The sequence below is a fragment of the Brevundimonas sp. AVps7 genome (genome assembly GCF_058681545.1).
In genome coordinates, this window is the sequence record NZ_CM178742.1 from 193105 (window position 1) to 209407 (window position 16303).

Here is a 16303-nt window from a genome sequence, read left to right on the forward strand (position 1 = left end):
CCGATCACGGCTTCGTGACTCCTGTCACAATGGTGCGTCGCACGGCCGTCGCGGCTTTTGCACAGGCTCATCCCCCGTCTCGACGTGATTCGAGACGAATTCCGGCGTCAAGCCCGTTGACCATTGGTTAGGCATCTGCGCCCCATATGTTGGTTCGGGGAGCGCTTCGGCCACTAGATGCAGTGGTTCGGACGCAGGCGGCTTCACTTCGGTTTTTGTTCAGGGCGATGACGATTATGGCTGGCGGCGAAGCGTTGAAGACAGTGGAATTCGAGGCGGTTAACGCTGCGCCGGCGACCGAAAAGCCCCATCTGACGGTGGTGCGCAGCCTCGAACTGGACCGTTCCCGCGACGACCTCCTGACCGACTTCGGCAAGAAGACGCTGGAGGATCGCTATCTGCTGGCCGGCGAGAGCTATCAGGACATGTTCGCCCGCGTCGCGACGGCGTATGCCGACGACGCCGATCACGCCCAGCGCGTCTATGACTATATGTCGAAGCTCTGGTTCATGCCCTCGACGCCGGTGCTGTCGAACGGCGGCGCGAACCGCGGCCTGCCGATCTCCTGCTTCCTGAACTCGGTGCAGGACTCGCTCGACGGCATCCAGCGCGTCTGGAACGAGAACGTGTCCCTGGCCTCGAACGGCGGCGGCATCGGCACCTACTGGGGCGGCGTCCGCTCCATCGGCGAGAAGGTCAAGGGCGCGGGCCAGACCAGCGGCATCATCCCCTTCATCCGTGTGATGGACTCCCTGACGCTGGCGATCTCGCAAGGGTCGCTGCGTCGCGGCTCGGCGGCGGTCTACCTCGACGTGCACCACCCGGAGATCGAGGAGTTCCTGGAAATCCGGAAGCCGTCGGGCGACTTCAACCGCAAGTCCCTGAACCTGCACCACGGCATCAACATCACCGACGAGTTCATGGAGGCGGTGCGCGCCGGCGGGACGTTCGGCCTGCGCTCGCCCAAGAACGACGAGGTCCTGCGCACCGTCGACGCCCGCTCGCTGTGGCAGAAGATCCTCGAGATCCGCCTGCAGACCGGCGAGCCCTATCTGATCTTCTCCGACACGGTGAACCGCCAGATGCCTCGCCACCAGCAGGAGCTGGGACTGAAGGTGAAACAGTCGAACCTGTGCTCGGAAATCATGCTGCACACGGGTCCCGACCACCTGGGCATCGACCGTACCGCCGTTTGCTGCCTGTCGTCGGTCAACGCCGAGATGTTCCTGGAGTGGCGTGAGGAGCCTCGCTTCGTCGAGGACGTGATGCGGTTCCTGGACAATGTCCTGGAGGACTTCATCACCCGCGCCCCGCCGGAAATGGCCGCCGCCGTCTATTCGGCCAAGCGCGAGCGTTCGGTGGGTCTGGGCCTGATGGGGTTCCACTCCTTCCTGCAGGCGCAGGGCGTGGCCTTCGAGAGCGCCATGGCCAAGTCGTGGAACATGCGGCTGTTCAAACACCTGCGTCGCGAGGCCGACAAGGCCAGCGTCAAGCTGGCCGAAGAGAAGGGCGCTTGCGAGGACGCGGCCGAGCGCGGCATCATGGAGCGGTTCAGCCACAAGCTGGCCATCGCCCCGACCGCCTCGATCTCGATCATCTGCGGCGGGACCTCGGCGGGTATCGAGCCGATCCCGGCCAATATCTATACCCACAAGACCCTGTCCGGCTCGTTCGCGGTCAAGAACCCGTACCTGGAGAAGCTGCTCGAAGGCTACGGCGCCAACACCGATGCGGTGTGGAACTCGATCCTGGAGAACGAGGGCTCGGTCCAGCATCTGACCATGCTGAACGACGACGAGAAGGGGATCTTCAAGACCGCCTTCGAATTGGACCAGCGCTGGGTGGTCGAACTGTCGGCCGACCGCTCGCCGGAAATCTGCCAGGCCCAGTCGATCAACCTGTTCATCCCGGGCGACGTCAACAAATGGGACCTGCACATGCTGCACTGGTCCGCCTGGGAGAAGGGCGTGAAATCGCTCTACTATCTGCGCTCCAAGTCGGTGCAGCGCGCCGCCTTCGCCGGCGCCGAGGACAAGGTTGAGGCCGAGGTCGATCCGAACCAGCCCGACCTCTTCTCGGCCGCTCCGACCGACTATGAAGAGTGCCTCGCCTGCCAGTGAGGCGAGGCGGGACAGCCCCGAAATCGCACTGATCGTAACGAGCGGCTCCTCCCGAGGGGCCGCTCGTTTCGCGTCCGGACAGCCTTGGCCCTCGTCACACGCCTGACAGGGGAACCTGCGCGGACAAAGTCGCGTTGGGCGATCATGTCAGGAAGGTGTTGCAAAAACGCGGTTGGACCTGATCCGATTCCAGTGCAGGGTGCAGTCTGTTAACGGACTGTGAGGGGACCGTTGATCTATCTGAGGTCACTTGTTCTGAGCGTAATCGCACTGGCGGCCATGGCCGTTCCGGCGAACGCCCAGACGTGGGTGAACCAGAACTGGTCCGACACCGAGCAGGAAACCTCCGCCAGCATCACCGCCCGGTTGAACCGCCAGGCGGCTTTCAATGTCGCTGCGGGTCGCGAGTTCGGACCGGCGCTGGAATTCGCTGCGGACTACGCGCCGATCGAGGCGCAAAATCCTTTCGCCGCCACCACGACGCGCGACGTCTGGCGCGAGGGCGACGGGTTCAGCGATCGCCTGCGCCTGCGCACCCGGGGCGAACTGCGCCGCGCCGATGGCTCGCCCGTCCCGCCGACGCCGCTGGACCAGGCAATGTTCGACCCTGACGGCTATGAGGTCAGCTATACGCGCGGCTGGACAACGGCGCGCGGCTATACGGCGTCAGGCCTAGAGGTGACGCTGACGCCCCACGTCGGGATCGGCGCGGGCGACCGGGGCGGCACGGCCGAGGCCGGGGCGACCCTGCGGATCGGATCGACAGCGGATCGCATCCTGCCGGAAGGCTCGCAGGCCTTCGGGGAACGGGCCCGCTGGTACATCTACGCCGCCGGATCCGGCACGGCCGTCGGCTACAATTTCGCGCGCACGCGGGACGGCGAGTACGCCCGCTCCGGCTACAGCCGCGACAGCGGCTCCTTCCTCGGCGACGCCTCGGTCGGCGTGGCGATGCGCCGGGGCGACATGCAGGGCTCGTTCGGCCTCGTCTATCGCGAGATCGAGGCCGAGGGCATGCACGCCGGCCACGGCATCGACAACGACGTCTCCGAGGGCCTGGTCGCGTTCCAGCTGTCGATCAAGCCGGAGTGGTAGGGGGTAGTGAGTAGGGCGTAGGTCTCAGGTCTCAGGTCTCAGGTCTCAGGAAGACCTGACCACTCCAAAAACCCAAACCCCAAACCCCAAACCCCAAACCCCAAGCCCTCGTCCCTAGATCCAGCCCCGTCGTTTGAAATACAGCAGCGGCGACACGGCCGAGATGATCATCAGGCCCAGGGCCATCGGATAACCCTCCATCCAGCGCAGTTCCGGCATGTGGTCGAAATTCATGCCGTAGATGGCTCCGATCAGGGTCGGCGGCATCAGCACCGCCGTGAAGATCGAGAACATCTTGAAGATCGACGACTGCTCGACATTGATGAGGCCGAGCGCTGCCGAGAGCTGGAAGTTGATGCCTGCCGCGACCGAGTGATTATGGGAGATCAGGCTGACGGCGTCGCGGCTGAGCGAGCGCAGGTGCTCGCGCGGTTCGTCATTGTGCTCGAACCAGTCGTCCACGGCGACGAAGGCGAAGACGCGGCTGAGACCGGCCAGGCTCTGTTCGATGCGGGCATTGGCCATGTGGGCGCGGCCCAGCTTGGTCACCAGGTGTTTGAAGCCGACCGTCCTGCCTTCGGAGAAGACGTGGGCGCCGACGCCTTCGACCTTGGCGGCCAGACCGGACAGCACGTCGGAGGCGCGGTCGATGATCGCCTCCATTAAATGCAGGAACATGTCGGCGCTCGTGCTGCACAGGGCCGGTTCGCGCTGAAGCTTGTCGGTGAACAGGGTGAAGGGACGCGGATCGAAATAGCGGATGGTGACCATCGGCCCGCTGGTCAGGACGAAGGTGACCGGATCGATGCCGGGCAGGTCGTCGTCGCCGCGATGCAGGATGTCGGCGGTGACATAGGTGGCGCCGCCCTCGCGGTAGAGCCGGCTGGAGGCCTCCAGTTCGCTCATCTCGGCGCGGGTGGGGATGGAGATGCCCAGCGCGCGCTCGACGGCGGCGTCTTCGCCGTGAGTGGGCTCGATCATGTCGATCCACAGGGTGTCGGGCGGCATGACCCAGCCGCCGATCACATCGATCTCGACCGGCTCGCAGGCCGCGCAGCCCGAACGATAGAGGCGGATCATTCGGGTGGCCTCAGGTGTAGGTTGGGCCGGCTAGTTCCGGGCCGTGTTGGTCGCGGCGTTCGAAGCCACCTGGCGACCGGCGTCATAGGCGTCGCGGGCGCCGTTATAGATGAAGCCATAGGTCGGATAGACGGTCGATCCGAGGTCGTGGATCGGGTTGTACCAGACCTTGACCTGGGACCAGTCGTTCTGGCCCGAGACGTCGACGACGGTGACGTTCTCCTCGACGCGGCCGCGGCTGCCGCCCCAGTTGGCGTGGGTCACGCGGATGACGCGGTCGGTCAGGATGTCGGAGACGACGGCGACGTGGCCCCGGCTCATGCGGCCCTCGGGGCGGAAGACCAGGACCGAGCCGGTTTCCGGCGCGCGGCCGGTGCGGAAGCGATCAACGGCCTGGTTCCACCAGGTCCAGGCGTCGCCGAAGATGTTGATGCCGGAGAACATGCGGGCGAAGGTCACGCACTGCCAGTACGGATCGTCAGCCTTCGCGGGAGCGGGAGACAGGGCGAAAAAGCCCAGGCAGGCGGCAACCAGCGCGGCGGTGATCCGTTTCGTCATGTTCGAATTGTTTCCGACTGTTACGCCCGCACTATCCCTAGACGATAGTTAGCGCAGGGTAAAAGCCCCTTTTCAGGCGAGCTGTGGACCGCCTGTGCGTGCTTTCGCGCGGGCTGCACGTCGTTGTGCGATGCCGCGAAGCGCCCGCCGGGCGGGGAATTCGACGAGGTGGTAGGACGCCGCGGCGACCACCGGCAGGGTCAGGAAGACCGCGAGCCACACAAAAAGTTGAAGCTTGTCGCCGCCGCCCGTGAGTTTCGACGCCGCGTTCACAGCCAACAGTTTCCACGGCACCACGACCATATAGACCGAGTAGCTGATCTCCCCGAGATAGACGGCGGGCTTCGACGCCAGCCAGCCGGCGCGCGCGTTTGGCAGGGACGCGAGGGCCAGGATCAGGGCGCCGCACAGGGGCACGATCAAGGCGTCCGGCGCCGACAGCGATCCGGCGACGGCTATGGCCAGAGCCACGCCGGCGGCGATCCAGCCGGGCCGGGGCAGGCTCATCTTGCGGTGCATCAGATAGAGGGCGCAGCCGAGCGCGAAACAGGGAACGATCCGCAGGGCGCCCCAGAGGATGGTGGCCTGGGTCAGGGGGAAGCCGGCCAGGGCCTGGAAGACGATGTAGAGGCCGACGAGGAAGGCCACCGCGCCGATGACAGCGGCGATCGGACGCTCTCGCAGCCGCCAGGCCACGAAGGCGAACAGCGGGAAGCAGAGATAGGCGAACCACTCCGCCGAGATCGACCATGAGGGATGGTTCCAGCCGGCCACGGGCGCGAAGCCCCAGGCATGGACCATCAGGATGTTGGCCGGGAGCGACGCCCAGCTGAGGATATTGCCGTTGACGTTCATCCCGGCGGCGAGCGCCCCGAACGCCAGCACGCCGACGCCGACCAGGGTGGCGATATGCAGCGGATAGACCCGCGCGATCCGGGCCCACAGGAACGATCCGTAGCTGAACCGCTTCTCGCCATGCGCCGCCAGATAGACGTGGCAGAGGATGAAGCCCGACAGGACGAAGAAAAGCTCGACCCCCAGATAGCCCTTGGCCACCAGGTTCGGCATGAAGCTGACGTCGAGGTCGGGCCAGAAGGCGAACAGCGCCACCCAGATGGCGGCGCCGAAGCGCAGCGCGGTCAGAGGGCGAAGGTCCTGCGGCGTTTCAACCTGGGTCATCCGTCCCATATGCAGCCGACGCGGTTCCAGAACAGTTAAGTGAACGATGAAAGATGCAGACGTGACCTCAGCCCTGACCTTCGACGATGTCGTCTCGGCCGCCGCAGCACCGGCGGGCCTGACGGCCGCCCAGGCGGCCGCCGCCCTGACAGGCGCGCTGGGCCTGCTGGACCGCCATGCCGGGCGCGAACCTCTGACGGCCCTCTATGCCGCTGTGGAAGGCGCCGAGGCGGCGGCGCGGTCGAAGGCCGCCGGACGTCCGAAGCGGGGCCTCTTCGGCGGCATCATGGCCTCGGCCGGAGGCGTGTCGGGCGCGGCGGTGGCCGAGGCCATGGGCCTGCTGGACCGGCTCAGGGACGAAGGCGTGGACAAGGCGGCGCTGAAACGCCTCCTCCCCGCCGCACGGGACAGGGTGCGAGCGTCGACCGGGCGCGACCTGCTGGGCGAGGCGGTGCGAAGCGTTCCGGGCGTCGGCCCCTTGCTGGGAGACGGCTAGACGGTCACGGCGCCGGCTGGCTGTTGAGGAAGGCCACAGAGGCGGCGCATCCGTTCAGGGTCTGCGACCCCAGCTCGACACGCGCGGTCAGGGGATAGACCCGGTCGCTCATGCCGTCCGAACACTCCGTGGCGATCAGGGTGACGACCAGGGTCGAGCCGTCGGGCGCGGCGGCGGCATAGACCGCCGTGGTGCCCTGGACCGTCGGTCCCGGGTTGGAGGCCCGCACCTCGACCGCATCGACGGCCGTATAGGCGAGGTCCTGCGGCGTGATGTCGACGGCCCAGAAGGGCTCCGTGCCCAGGGCCCGCAGCGGCTGGTTCAGATCGACATCGCCGAGCACCGTCGGGGCCGGGGCCGGCGTGACCTCGGGCCCGGTCGGCGCCGGATCGGAACAGGCGGCGAGGGTCACGGCCAGGACGAGCACCGGGATCGGCAGGCTGGCGCGGAACAGGCGCATGACAGTGTACTCCTTGGGTCGATCAGGTCTCGGGCGGATAGGCGGTGCGGGCGTCGGCGCAGGCCTGTTGCGTCATCGCGCCCGGGATGGCCAGGCTGGATGTCAGGGCGCGCGTCTCTTCGCCGATGTCGGGGCATTCGGTCGCCGTCAGCGTCAGGGTCAGGGTCTTTCCGTCGCTGAGCGTCACGGCGTAGACGGCGGTGTCGCCGGTCACGACCGGAACGGCCGGGCCGGTGCGCGGGGTCGTGATGTCGCCGCCGAAATCCTCCATGTCGCGATAGGTCATCACGCCGTCGGCGATGTCGATGGTCCAGAACGGCTCGGTCCCGGCGGCCCGGACCGGCTGGGTCAGGTCTATCGCGCCCAGCCGGAGCGTGGGCGCTGCCGCCGCAACAGGTTCGGCCCCGGCTTTTCCTGGCTCGGCAGCAGGCGAACAGGCGGCGAGGATCAAGACGAAGGCCGAGGCGATGAAGGCGCGCATGGGTCAGCTCCGGAAGGACGATGAGGCAGAAACGCAGCCCGGACGGCTATGGTCAAGCCTGTGCTGTCAAGGTGCGGCCGGCGTTCGCCTAATAGACCTCGGGTTCGTCCCTTCCGGGATCCAGGCTGTTATCGACCCGCTCGTCCCAACCCTCACGATGCGACTTGAAGGCCAGGGCCATCAGGATCCAGGTCAGGCCGACCGTTCCGGCGACGCCCAGCGCCATGGCGATCCAGCCGTGAAGCGGCAGGTCGCCCCCGCCGATCGCGCCCCAGAACAGGCTGAGTGCCCAGGTCGCCGCCGCCGAGAGGACGAGGGCGATCAGGGCGTGGATGCAGAAACGCTGGACATGGACGGGCATGGCCGAGCCATAGCAGGTTTCAGGCGATCATGCCGCTCCGACGGCGAGCACGGCGGATCTGCCGCGCCGTCCGGGGGCAGGCGAGGGCGAGCCGGTGCAGGGCGGCGATGACCAGCCCCGTCAGAGCCCACGACAGCAGAATGTCCGACAGGAAATGGCCGCCGAAGGCGATGCGGTTGATCGACAGGGCGGCTCCATAGGCGACCGCGACCGGCAGGGCCCAGCGACGCCAGGGCGCCGGAACCATCAGGACCACCACGGCCACCATCCAGGCGGCGGACGATCCCTCGCCCGAGACGAAGGAACAGTTGGACAGGCAGTTGTCCGACACCTGCCAGGCCCGGGTGAAGTCGGCGTCGCCGCCGAAGCCCTCGATCTGGATCGGCCGGGCGCGACCCCACATCGATTTCAGGACGCCGTTGACGAGAAAGCCCGAGGCGACGACCAGGCCGATCATCAGCACGGCGGCGCGACGACCCCAGCCCGTGAGACGGCGCGGATTTCGACGCAGGGCCAGGACGATCTCGCCCATCAGGCCCAGCAGCATCAGTCCAAGCACCCAGCTTGAGGACTTGCGCAGCCCTTTCAGGACCGGATTGTCGGCCAGAACGAAGCCCGCGCCCGGACTGTAGAACAGGGCGCTGACCGCCATGTCGACGCCGGGCAGGAGGGCGAAATACAGCGACAGGACCACGACGGTCACAAAGGCCACGGTCACGGGCTCGTCGGCGCGGACGCCGGTCGCGATAGACAGCCGCAATCGCGTTGCCGCCCGCCGCAGGGCGTGGATGTTGAACGGGCGGCGTGCGCGCCGACCCCGTTCGCCGATGGCTGTGACGTCCGTCATCGATCCCCCAATCGAGCCGTGAGACGGGGATGGCTGACTTGTGCGGCGGGCGTGTCACCGAAACATGGGGGTTTGGCGGAGCTTCCACGTCGGCCGTGTGTAGAGCCGTCCGTAACCGCACAGCTTATGGCGACGCTGGATCCGCTTCACCCTGTCACAGGGACGGTCTAGACGGATGACATGCCTGAACTTCCCGAGGTCGAGACGGTCCGACGCGGCCTGGAGCCGGTGCTGGTCGGAGCCCGCCTGACGCGGGTGCGACAGAACCGTCCCGACCTGCGCTTTCCCTTCCCCGACCGGTTCGTTGAGCGACTGGAGGGCGCCACGGTCGAGCGGATCGACCGCCGGGCCAAGTATCTGCTTGCGCCCCTGTCCACCGGCGAGACCTGGGTCGCGCACCTGGGCATGACCGGCCGGTTCACCGTCGACGGCGAACAGCTGGGTGAGTTCGAGGAGTCCGCTCCCATCGCCGGCAAGCACGAGCACATGAGCTTCTGCGCCGTGCGGAACGGGAAGCAGACGCGGGTGGGGTTCGCCGACGCGCGCCGGTTCGGCTTCATGGGTCTGATCCCCACCGGCCAGGTCGAGACCCACCCCTGGTTCGCCGCCATGGGGCCGGAGCCGCTCGGCAACGCCTTCTCCGGGGGCCATCTGGCCGAGGTTTTCGACAGCAGGAAGCAGAACATCAAGGTGTCGCTGCTCGACCAACGCAATGTCGCCGGCCTGGGCAATATCTATGTCTGCGAGGCCCTGTACCGGGCGCGCATCTCGCCGCTGATCGCGGCGGGCAAACTCACGAAGCCGAGGCTCGAGACCCTGGCCTCGGTCATCCGGGACGTGCTCAACGACGCCATCGCGGCGGGCGGCTCGACCCTGAAGGACTTCGCCAACGCCGAGGGCGGCCAAGGCTATTTCCAGCATCGGTTCGACGTCTATGGCCGCGAGGGGCAGCCCTGCCTCGGGGAAGGCTGCACGGGCGTCGTCAGACGGATCGTTCAGGGCGGCCGCTCGACCTTCTACTGTCCCTCTTGCCAGAAGCGCTGATGACCCACCGCATCATCCTGTTCCGGGGCATGAACACGGGCGGCGTCCGCGCGCCTGTCGGCGAGCAGCGCACCATGGCCGAGGCCCTGGGGCTGAAGAACCCGCGCACGCTTCTGGCCAGCGGCAATCTGGTGGTCGAGAGCGATCGCGATCCGGCCGCGCTTGAGACGGATATTGAGCTCGAGATGGAGCGCCGCTTCGGCGTCAAGGTTGCCGCCATGGTCCGCACGTCGGAGCAATGGGCCGGGCTGATCGCCGCCAACCCCTTCGCCCGGGAAGCCGCAGACCAGCCGGCGAAGGTTGTGGCCATGGTCATGAAGGACGGGATCAAGGCCGGGGCGCTCGAGGCGTGTCGTGCCCTGGCCGAGGGCGGCGAGGCGGTCGAGGGCCGGTCCGGGCCTGGCGGCGACGTTCTCTATTTCTGGTTCCCGAACGGTCAGGGCGAAAGCGGCATCTTCAGGAAGGCCACGCCACGCATGCTGGGGATGGGCACCGGACGGAACTGGAACACGGTGCGCAAGCTGGGCGAGATGGTGGATGTCTGATAGCTTGGACGTGATGTAAAAAATAATGGACATTATGTCTTTGACAAACCCGTCCTAGATGTTGATGCCTAGGGTAGTTTGGATTTCAGGGGTTTCGTTGCGCGCGAATCACCGGTCAATTGGCGGTACGGCGTGATTCAGTCATCCGGGTGCCCGTACTGGCGGTGAGAGGCCGGTACGGGCAGCAGTCGGAAAAGGTCCGGCAGTCTGATCGAAGACAGGGAGGGCCATGGGGAAACCTGCGGCCCTCTTGCCTTGTGTGAATTAAGCCGGACTCGCCGTCAAGCGGAGCGCGGGCCGGGCGTGCGCTTTCCGGCCGGCTTCGACCCCTTCACCGGGACCGGGACGCTGGCGATGTGCTGCACCACCCGCTCGAAGTGCTCGGGGGCTTCGTCCGCCTCTAGCTCGCGGGCCATGTCGCGGAATTTGTCAGCCTGGGGCTTGGGGGCGTCTGTCATGACGGTCCTTATACCACACGCGAATCGTCCGGCAGCACCCCCGACCAGCAGCGGAAGACCAGAACAAAACGGCACTCGGAGAGAGTTGGACGGGTTTGTTGTTTTTCAATGACTTAGGCCAAAAACCCCCTGACCCACCCCTCTGAATCATTTGGCCTTGTGGAATGGAGAGTCTTTCTCTACCCTCTTTTTCATGGCCGACCCCTCTAACCCAGCAAGCATTCTGGACATTGTCCAGCAACAGGTGGGACGCCTGTCGCTTCAACGCGACCAGCTCTTGCGTCAGCTTTCCGAGGTGGATGCGCGGATCGCGGCCGTGGCGGCTGCGCTAGGCGTCGATCCTGAACATGTAGCGGTAGGCGCATTGGCAGAGACGGCGGTCGCGCCCAAAGATGGCCGTCGCGCGGGTTCGATGGTCGAGTTTGCGATCAACGCTATCGCTGACGCCGAGCACGGCACCACGCGTTCAGCAGTCCGCAAACTGATCCTGCAACACCCGGAGTTTGGCCCCAAGCTTCAGAGCAATCCGAACCACTTCTACAACTTCACAAAGCGCCTGATTGATCGCGGTGAGATTGATGAGAAGCACGGCCGTCTGTGGCTGGCGGGGCGCGCGCCTGATGAGGCACCAACACCCTTCGGCGATCGGACGCTGTTCAATTCAGAGGGGGGCGGAAATGCTTAATCGCCTCTCCCAAGATTCCCCGGCGGGCCAAGGCCCAACCGGGGTCACCATGGGTTTTACCGCGTGCGGCGGGGGCGTTGGCGCGCTCCCGGGGGTAGGTGGCACATGAGGTAGACCCCAGACCAAAACCTAACCCTACGCCTCGATGCCTTGCGGTGTCGGGGCGTAGCCAATTGTCTCACACCTGATTTGTCTTTGCAAACCGGCGGCGATGACGCCCGTTAGGCGTGGGCTTGGGACCCGAGGTCAGGCCTGCGGTACGTCAGGCGCTTCCCTATCACGCCGACCAGCGCGCGGACGGTGCGCTCTTGGTCCTCGCAGCCCAGCGCCGACCGGTTCGAATAGCGGAAGTCGAACTCAGCCAGATAGCGATGCAGATGCTTCTTGGCGCAGTGCTGATAGGTGCCCTTCATGCCGCGCTTGAAGACGGAGAAGTAGTTCTCGACGGTGTCGGTCGTGATGACCGGGTCGCCGTAGCGGACGTATTCGTCCTTGGCGTGGTTGACGGTGTCGTGGCTGGCGAAGTGGCGTCCGATGGACTGGAAGCGGTGGGCTTCGTCGGTCATCAGGGCGGCTTCGCGCTGGACGTTGGCGAGGACGATCGGGCCGATGGTTTCGGCCTTGAGGTCGTCAATTACCATAGAACGGGCGCGGCCGGTCTCACGGTCGATCAGGGTCAGCACCTTCATCTTGTGAGCGACGCCGCGTTGAACGGGCTTGCCCGGCTCGCGACCGAAGAAGGTCTCGTCAGCCTCGACCGCGCCGCCGTCATTGCCGAACGGCGACAGGTCGCCCGAGCGCATGGCCTCGCGGATGCGGTGGGCCAGGAACCACGCAGTTTTGTAGGTGCACTCCAGAGTGCGCTCCAGCTGCTTGGCGCTGATGCCCTTCTTCGACGAGCACATCAGGTAGATCGCCTGAAGCCACTTATGAAGCGGGAGGTGGCTTTCCTCGAAGATCGTGCCGATGCGGACGGTGAACTGGCGCTTGCAGTCGCCGCACTTCTTCAGGCCCATGCGGACCTTCTTCTCTGGGTTCGGCTTGATCGCGTAGATCTTCACCGAGCCGCACGTCGGGCAATGGGGCGAGCCGTTCCAGATGATGCCTTCGACGAACGCGAAGGCGGCGGCTTCATCATGAAAGTAGGGCTTCGACAGAACGGACACGGGGGCTTCTCCTTGTCCATCCACACTACATCATGACGTGGGTTTGTCAAAGACATAATGTCCAAAATAATGGACATCATGTCCGCGTCGTGCGACATCGCTCTCGCCGCCTGTTGCGGCGGAGGGCCGTCATGTCGTTTCGAGAGAAGCATCTGTGGATCAGCATCATCGCCTCGGTGGCGGTGTGGGGCTGGTATTTCTGGTTTCTGATCCGGCACGTCGCGGCGGGCAGGCTGGTCAGCGACCATTTCACCGGCGACGTCAGCCTCGCCTTTATGGGCAGCCTCGTGGTCGTCGTTCTGGTCGAGGTGGTGCTGACCATCATCGCCACCGCGACGACGCCGAAGTCGGAGCGCGACACCCGCGATGAGCGCGAGATCCTCGCATCGCTGAAGGCCAGCCATATTGCGCTGATGGCGCTGATCGGCCTGGTCTTCTGCGTCTCGGCCGGCGCCTATTTCGTCGGACTGCTGGACGACAACCTCGTCGGCGGGGCCGCGGTCTTCTCGATCACCGGCGAGATGATGGTTCTGCTGGCCAATGTTCTGCTGGCCTGCCTCGTCCTGGCCGAGATGATCCGCGCCGGGGTCACATTGATGCTGCTGCGGAGGGCTCGCTGATGTCGTTTCGCGAAAAGGCGGCCTGGATCAGCCTGGGCAGCGGCGTCATCATCTGGAGCTTCTATTTCGTCGTCGTCTGGGGCCGGCTCGTCGAACTGCCGGGGGAGTGGCCGGTGGCCCTGTTCGTGGAGTGCGTCATCGCCAGCCTGCTGGTTCAGGGGGTGCTGATGGGTGTCGTGGCGATGCGGACGCCGCGCGACCAACGCTCCCTGTCCGACGAGCGCGAAATCCAGATCGACGGTCGGGCCACGAGCATCGGCTATGCGGCCCTGACCGGCCTGGTTCTGTGCGTCGCCCTGGTCAGTCCCCTGGCGGTTGGCGTCGAGTACGGCGGCCTTGCGATTGCGTCGCGCGGCGAGGCCGCGACCATCATGGGGCAAGGGCTGCTGCTCGCTATCGTCCTGGCCGAGGCGATCAAGTCGGCGGTCGTCGTGGTCCTGCACCGCCGGATCGCCGCGTGAAGGGCCCGCCGCCCATCCGGAACCGCATCCGCGAGTTGCGCTTCCATGCCGGAGAAATGACCCAGGCCGATCTGGCGACGCGGATCGGCATGACCCGCCAGACCATCGTCGCCATGGAGCAGGGCAAATACTCGCCCAGCCTCGAGGCCGCCTTCCGCATCGCCGCCGTTTTCGGCGTCCCGATCACCGAGGTGTTCCAGTGGGAGGGGTGAGCCCTCAGTGCGCGCCGCAGGCGCCGAAGTTGGCGAGGTAGCCGGCGTAGTCTGGCCAGCGGAACCCCATCGGCGCCCGGCGGGCCTCGAGCTGGTCAGGATCCTCGGTGGGGAAGGGACGCATGAAGCCGTCCACGCACTGCATCTGGGTGCCGTAGCGCTGGAGCCTGCCCTCGGCGACCGCGATCCGGTCGTACATCAGGGCGTAGAAGGATCTGCTGGCCTCGCCCCGATCCGCCATGGCCTCGATGGCCGGCAGGAAGCGCTTTTGCAGCGCCGTGTCCGCATGCTGGACGATCATGAAGGCGCCGGTCGCCGCCTCCTCGCCGTAGACGGTGGTGGAGAACCAGCCTTCGGCCGGGACCATGGCGAGCAGGGCCTGAACGTTCTCGGCGCTTAGCCGCTCGACCTCGGCGTCCATGGCTCCCTGGACGACGTGCCGATCCGCCTCGGGCAGGTCCGAAAGATCGGAATGGCTGGCCATCATCAACGGTCCCTGGTCCAAGGTGAGCAGGGCTTCCAGACGTGCGCGGACGGAGGCCTCCGGTCCGAGCGCCGCCACTCCGGCGCGGGCCTCGGCCACCGTCCTGTTGAAATGCGCAAGCCTGGCCTGCGCCGCAGGGCTGAGATCGGCCAGCATCAGCACGGCGGTCAGGTACCAGATCAGCATGCCGTTCTCCCCAGGGTTGTCGCCATACTATCCTGCGTATGCGCTTTGCCAATGCGGGTTTCGTCGCAGGGGCGGGGCCGGTATGCAGGCGGGAGACGCACCGGAGACCGCACCATGGCCGAGACCTATTCCACCCTGCTGATCGAGCGGCACGCCGACGGATACGCCGTGGTGACCCTGAACCGTCCGGAGGCGCTGAACGCCCTGAACTCGGCCCTGTTCAGGGATCTGGCGGCCTTCCTCGACGCGGTCGAGCATGATGACAGCGTGCGCTGCCTGATCCTGACCGGGTCGGGCGACAAGGCCTTCGCGGCCGGCGCCGACATCAAGGAGATGTCGGACCAGTCCTATGCCGACATGTACAAGGGCAATTTCTTCGCCCTCGGCCACGACCGGATCACCCGGTTCCGCAAGCCGATCATCGCGGCGGTCAACGGCTTCGCCCTCGGCGGCGGCTGTGAGCTGGCCATGCTGTGCGACTTCATCGTCGCCTCGGAAAAGGCGAAGTTCGGCCAGCCGGAGATCAACCTCGGCGTCGCCCCCGGCATCGGCGGCTCCCAGCGGCTGACGCGGCTGGTCGGCAAGTCCAAGGCCATGGACATGGTCCTGACCGCCCGGATGATGGACGCGGCCGAGGCCGAACGCTCCGGCCTGGCCAGCCGTGTCTTCCCGCACGAGACCCTGCTGGACGAGGTCCGCAAGATCGCCGCGAAGATCGCGTCGCAAAGCCCGCTGGCCGTCATGGCCAACAAGGAGATGGTCAATGCCGCCCTCGAGACGACCCTGACGCAAGGGGTCCAGTTCGAACGCCGCCTGTTCCACTCCCTGTTCGCCTTCGAGGATCAGAAGGAAGGGATGGCGGCCTTCGTCGAGAAGCGGAAGCCGGTGTTCACGGGGAGGTGAGGCAATAGGCAGTAGGGGCGTCACGGCGCTTGGGGCCTCATCGCCCGCTGGCCGGTTTTTCTTCTATTGCCTACTGCCTATTGCCTACTGCCTCATCTCTCCCAGACTCCCCTTGCCCCACAAACCCCATTCCGCTATAGCCGCCCGCTCTTGAAGATTTTCTGCGCCGTAGACGGGTGTCTGCGGCGTTTCCGTTGATAGGTTTGACGATGGCCAACAATCCCGGCGCCAAGAAAGCGATCCGCAAGATCGCCGCGCGTACCGAAGTGAACAAGTCGCGCCGCACGCGCGTCCGCACCTTCCTTCGCAAGTTCCAGGAAGCCGTGACCGGGGGCGACGCCGCCGCCGCCAAGGGCGCCTTCGTCGAGGCCCAGTCCGAGCTGATGCGCGCCGTCACCAAGGGCGTCGTTCACAAGAACACCGGCTCGCGCAAGGTGAGCCGTCTGCACGCCCAGCTGAAGAAGATGTCGGCGGCGTAAAACCCCTTAGGTACGACTGCGTACCCAGGAGGTTTCCAGAGGCGGTTCACGCCTCTGTCATGCGAAAATCCAGCGATTTCAACGGCGAGTAAGCACCAGCTTACTCGCCGTTTCGCCGTGTGCGGATAAGTCTCGGCAGGGGAATCGACGCTCGCCGAACAGGCGAAATCAAGATTTTCCTAGGCCTGATTTGGCTTTAGCGGAGTCAAACAATTTAACTGCGAATCGGCTCGCGAATCAGCGTTGACCCATGCCGCGTCGAGCGTAAGTTTTGGGCTCTAACGCACTTCCATCCCCACACGGATGAAGACGGAGCGGGGGCGAACCCCTGCGCCGGCGGGAGACGTCTGTCCGCGAGGTCGCCCCCGCTTTCGAAGCTCATG

Annotated in this window: 21 protein-coding genes; 11 read left to right on the forward strand and 10 right to left on the reverse strand. The window is 65.8% G+C overall.

Going from position 1 to position 16303, the window contains the following annotated elements; all coding sequences use genetic code 11:
* Positions 1-227 precede the first annotated feature (227 nt).
* Together ACW17Y_RS01020 and ACW17Y_RS01025 are read left to right on the forward strand one after the other, a co-directional pair.
* Positions 228-2120 (forward strand): ribonucleoside-diphosphate reductase subunit alpha, encoded by a 1893-nt coding sequence (locus tag ACW17Y_RS01020; RefSeq protein WP_492036930.1) that lies wholly within the window; start codon positions 228-230, stop codon positions 2118-2120.
* Between the two features lie 279 nt (positions 2121-2399).
* On the forward strand, positions 2400-3215 hold the full coding sequence (locus ACW17Y_RS01025; RefSeq protein WP_492036931.1) for a lipid A-modifier LpxR family protein: 816 nt from the start codon (positions 2400-2402) through the stop codon (positions 3213-3215).
* A 114-nt stretch (positions 3216-3329) separates the two neighbouring features.
* Here ACW17Y_RS01025 and ACW17Y_RS01030 read toward each other — a convergent pair whose 3' ends face one another.
* From ACW17Y_RS01030 to ACW17Y_RS01040, 3 genes are all read right to left on the reverse strand, one after another.
* A complete protein-coding gene (locus tag ACW17Y_RS01030) occupies positions 3330-4295 on the reverse strand; it encodes a magnesium transporter CorA family protein (RefSeq protein ID WP_492036932.1) in 966 nt (321 codons plus the stop codon).
* A gap of 30 nt (positions 4296-4325) precedes the next feature.
* Positions 4326-4853, reverse strand: coding sequence for a CHAP domain-containing protein (locus ACW17Y_RS01035; protein WP_492036933.1), 528 nt, complete (start codon positions 4851-4853; stop codon positions 4326-4328).
* A 72-nt stretch (positions 4854-4925) separates the two neighbouring features.
* Positions 4926-6032: an acyltransferase family protein gene (locus ACW17Y_RS01040; protein ID WP_492036934.1), complete on the reverse strand. Its 1107-nt coding sequence runs from the start codon at positions 6030-6032 to the stop codon at positions 4926-4928.
* A gap of 61 nt (positions 6033-6093) precedes the next feature.
* Here ACW17Y_RS01040 and ACW17Y_RS01045 point away from each other — a divergent pair, with 61 nt between their 5' ends.
* Positions 6094-6528, forward strand: a complete 435-nt coding sequence (locus tag ACW17Y_RS01045; protein WP_492036935.1) for a hypothetical protein — start codon at positions 6094-6096, stop codon at positions 6526-6528.
* A 4-nt stretch (positions 6529-6532) separates the two neighbouring features.
* Here ACW17Y_RS01045 and ACW17Y_RS01050 read toward each other — a convergent pair whose 3' ends face one another.
* The 4 genes from ACW17Y_RS01050 to ACW17Y_RS01065 form a co-directional block, all read right to left on the reverse strand.
* The gene (locus ACW17Y_RS01050) at positions 6533-6988 is read right to left on the reverse strand and encodes a COG3650 family protein (RefSeq protein WP_492036936.1); all 456 of its coding nucleotides are present in this window, start codon (positions 6986-6988) and stop codon (positions 6533-6535) included.
* 22 nt (positions 6989-7010) lie between these two features.
* The gene (locus tag ACW17Y_RS01055; RefSeq protein WP_492036937.1) at positions 7011-7469 is read right to left on the reverse strand and encodes a hypothetical protein; all 459 of its coding nucleotides are present in this window, start codon (positions 7467-7469) and stop codon (positions 7011-7013) included.
* 88 nt (positions 7470-7557) lie between these two features.
* Positions 7558-7830, reverse strand: a complete 273-nt coding sequence (locus ACW17Y_RS01060; protein ID WP_492036938.1) for a hypothetical protein — start codon at positions 7828-7830, stop codon at positions 7558-7560.
* A 19-nt stretch (positions 7831-7849) separates the two neighbouring features.
* Complete coding sequence (locus ACW17Y_RS01065; RefSeq protein WP_492036939.1) at positions 7850-8677, reverse strand: phosphatase PAP2 family protein; 828 nt, start codon at positions 8675-8677, stop codon at positions 7850-7852.
* Between the two features lie 180 nt (positions 8678-8857).
* Between ACW17Y_RS01065 and mutM the strand changes: the two genes are divergently transcribed.
* Positions 8858-9721: a bifunctional DNA-formamidopyrimidine glycosylase/DNA-(apurinic or apyrimidinic site) lyase gene (gene mutM / locus ACW17Y_RS01070; protein WP_492036940.1), complete on the forward strand. Its 864-nt coding sequence runs from the start codon at positions 8858-8860 to the stop codon at positions 9719-9721.
* Positions 9721-10266, forward strand: coding sequence for a DUF1697 domain-containing protein (locus tag ACW17Y_RS01075; protein WP_492036941.1), 546 nt, complete (start codon positions 9721-9723; stop codon positions 10264-10266). The genes mutM and ACW17Y_RS01075 overlap by 1 nt, the downstream gene beginning before the upstream one ends.
* Positions 10267-10547: 281 nt before the next feature.
* Here the strand turns inward: ACW17Y_RS01075 and ACW17Y_RS01080 are convergent, their stop codons facing one another.
* Positions 10548-10724: a hypothetical protein gene (locus ACW17Y_RS01080; protein ID WP_492036942.1), complete on the reverse strand. Its 177-nt coding sequence runs from the start codon at positions 10722-10724 to the stop codon at positions 10548-10550.
* A 193-nt stretch (positions 10725-10917) separates the two neighbouring features.
* On the opposite strand from ACW17Y_RS01080, the gene ACW17Y_RS01085 reads away from it, so the two are divergent.
* Positions 10918-11409, forward strand: coding sequence for a hypothetical protein (locus ACW17Y_RS01085; RefSeq protein WP_492036943.1), 492 nt, complete (start codon positions 10918-10920; stop codon positions 11407-11409).
* A 221-nt stretch (positions 11410-11630) separates the two neighbouring features.
* On the opposite strand, the gene ACW17Y_RS01090 is transcribed toward ACW17Y_RS01085, so the two are convergent.
* Complete coding sequence (locus ACW17Y_RS01090) at positions 11631-12575, reverse strand: IS1595 family transposase (protein WP_492036944.1); 945 nt, start codon at positions 12573-12575, stop codon at positions 11631-11633.
* Positions 12576-12706: 131 nt separating this feature from the next.
* On the opposite strand from ACW17Y_RS01090, the gene ACW17Y_RS01095 reads away from it, so the two are divergent.
* From ACW17Y_RS01095 to ACW17Y_RS01105, 3 genes are read left to right on the forward strand one after another with little or no spacing between them, the layout of a single operon-like run.
* Entirely contained in the window at positions 12707-13195 is a 489-nt protein-coding gene (locus ACW17Y_RS01095; protein WP_492036945.1) for a hypothetical protein, read from the forward strand.
* The gene (locus tag ACW17Y_RS01100) at positions 13195-13656 is read left to right on the forward strand and encodes a hypothetical protein (RefSeq protein ID WP_492036946.1); all 462 of its coding nucleotides are present in this window, start codon (positions 13195-13197) and stop codon (positions 13654-13656) included. Before ACW17Y_RS01095 ends, ACW17Y_RS01100 begins: the two co-directional genes overlap by 1 nt.
* The gene (locus ACW17Y_RS01105) at positions 13653-13868 is read left to right on the forward strand and encodes a helix-turn-helix transcriptional regulator (RefSeq protein ID WP_492036947.1); all 216 of its coding nucleotides are present in this window, start codon (positions 13653-13655) and stop codon (positions 13866-13868) included. The genes ACW17Y_RS01100 and ACW17Y_RS01105 overlap by 4 nt, the downstream gene beginning before the upstream one ends.
* Before the next feature lie 4 nt (positions 13869-13872).
* Here the strand turns inward: ACW17Y_RS01105 and ACW17Y_RS01110 are convergent, their stop codons facing one another.
* A complete protein-coding gene (locus ACW17Y_RS01110) occupies positions 13873-14538 on the reverse strand; it encodes a DUF6624 domain-containing protein (protein WP_492036948.1) in 666 nt (221 codons plus the stop codon).
* Positions 14539-14652: 114 nt separating this feature from the next.
* On the opposite strand from ACW17Y_RS01110, the gene ACW17Y_RS01115 reads away from it, so the two are divergent.
* On the forward strand, positions 14653-15441 hold the full coding sequence (locus ACW17Y_RS01115) for an enoyl-CoA hydratase-related protein (RefSeq protein ID WP_492036949.1): 789 nt from the start codon (positions 14653-14655) through the stop codon (positions 15439-15441).
* Between the two features lie 209 nt (positions 15442-15650).
* A complete protein-coding gene (gene rpsT, locus ACW17Y_RS01120; RefSeq protein WP_425991988.1) occupies positions 15651-15920 on the forward strand; it encodes a 30S ribosomal protein S20 in 270 nt (89 codons plus the stop codon).
* Positions 15921-16303 lie beyond the last annotated feature (383 nt).